We start from the raw sequence: 1,627 nt of genomic DNA, 5'->3' as shown, positions 1-1,627 counted from the left end.
GCGCCCGCACCCTGTGGCTGGGCGCGCACCGCCGCCTCGACGACCGCCTCGGCGGCGGCAGCGTGGCCGCGATGCTTGCCGCGCTGCCCGAGTTCCTCACCGCGTCCGTGCTCGCCGTGGTCGTCGGGGTGCACCTCGGCTGGCTGCCCGCGCTCGGCTGGTATGGCCCGCAGTGGATGGTGCTGCCCGCCCTCGCCCTCGGCCTTCCCGCCGGCGCGCTGCTCGGCCGGATGCTCGACGACCTGCTGCCCGGTGCCTTCGCCGAGCCCTGGGCCCTGGCCGCCGCCGCACGCGGCATACCCGGGCGGGCCACCGCCCGCCAGGCCGTACGGCGCTGCGTACCCGGACTGCTGCCCAACATCGGCCTGTTCGTGGTCGGCCTCACCGGAGGCGCGGTCGCCGTCGAGCAGATCTTCGACATACCCGGCCTCGGCCGCACCACCCTCCAGGCCGCCATCGCCCAGGACCTTCCCGTCCTCCAGGCCGGCACCCTAGCCCTCGTCCTACTGGCCGCCGTCGCCGGAGCCCTCGCCCGCCTCGCCGCCCGCAGCCTCATCGGCCCCGCCCTCCGCGACGGCGCGCTCCACTCCCTGCACCGCCCGCAGCCGCCCGCGCCACGCCGCACCCCCCTCCTCCACGGCACCCTGCTCCTCGCGGTCGTCGCGCTCGGCCTGGCCCGCGACCCGCTCGCCCTCGACACCGGCGCCCGGCTCCAACCCCCGTCCTGGGCCCACCCGTTGGGCACCGACGCGCTCGGCCGCGACCTCCTCGCCCGCATCGGCCACGGGGCGTTCACCACCCTCGCCCTGGCCGTCACGATCAGCGCGGCCGCGCTGCTGACGGGCGTCCTGCTCGGACTGCTGCCCCGCCTCTGCGGGCCCCTCGTCGACACCGTCAACGCCGTACCGGCGGTCCTCGCGGGCCTGCTCGTCGCCGGCGTCGCCGGCAGTGGAGCGGCGACACCCGCGCTGGCCGTGGCCGCCGTCGCCTGGGTACCGCTGGCCGCGCATACCACGGCCCTGCTCGAACAGGAGCGGGCCACGACGCACATCACGGCCACGAAGGGGCTCGGCGCGGGTGACGGCCATCTGCTCCGCCGCGAGTTGCTGCCCGCCGTCCTGCCCCCCGTCGCCCGCCACGCCCTGCTCCGGCTGCCCGGCGTGGCCCTCGCCCTGACCTCCCTCGGCTTCCTCGGCCTCGGCGCGCAGCCGCCGGACCCGGAATGGGGCCGCCTCCTCGCCGAGAACCAGCCCTACGCCGAACGCGCCCCCTGGGCCGTCCTCGCCCCCGCCACCGCCCTCGCCCTCCTGGGCGCGCTGGCGGTCACGGCGGCGGGCGGAGTGCGGTGGCCGTGCCGCCCGTTCGCCGGGGCCGTACGCCGACCGAAGCCCGCCGTCGCCCCCACCGTCGGAGAAACCGGATGACCGAGCCCGAGCAGCGACCGAGCGTGACGCCCCGGAGGCGGCGGGCCGGAGAGGCGGCCGAGAGGGAAGCGCTGAGCGAGGCCCGGGAGAAGCAAGCGGTGGGTGACGTTTCGGAGATGCAGGCGGCGAGCACGGTGCCTGAGATGCAGGCGGCGAGCACGGTGCCTGAGATGCAGGCGGCGAGCACGGTGCCTGAGAGGCAG

At 77.3% G+C, this 1,627-nt stretch carries 2 protein-coding genes; both read left to right on the top strand.

What is annotated here, in order from left to right; translation table 11 throughout:
* Positions 1-1,424, top strand: a 1,424-nt coding sequence (locus ACFU53_RS47970; protein WP_384006978.1) for an ABC transporter permease subunit, incomplete at its 5' end; no start/stop codon positions are given.
* The coding region (locus ACFU53_RS47965) for a hypothetical protein (protein WP_384006975.1) at positions 1,421-1,627 on the top strand (207 nt) is incomplete at its 3' end. The genes ACFU53_RS47970 and ACFU53_RS47965, both read left to right, overlap by 4 nt.

The organism is Streptomyces sp. NPDC057474, from assembly GCF_042802555.1.
GTDB lineage: Bacteria > Actinomycetota > Actinomycetes > Streptomycetales > Streptomycetaceae > Streptomyces.
The sequence above is the reverse complement of the archived record's forward strand: the minus strand, read 5'-3'. Positions and strand labels throughout refer to the sequence as shown.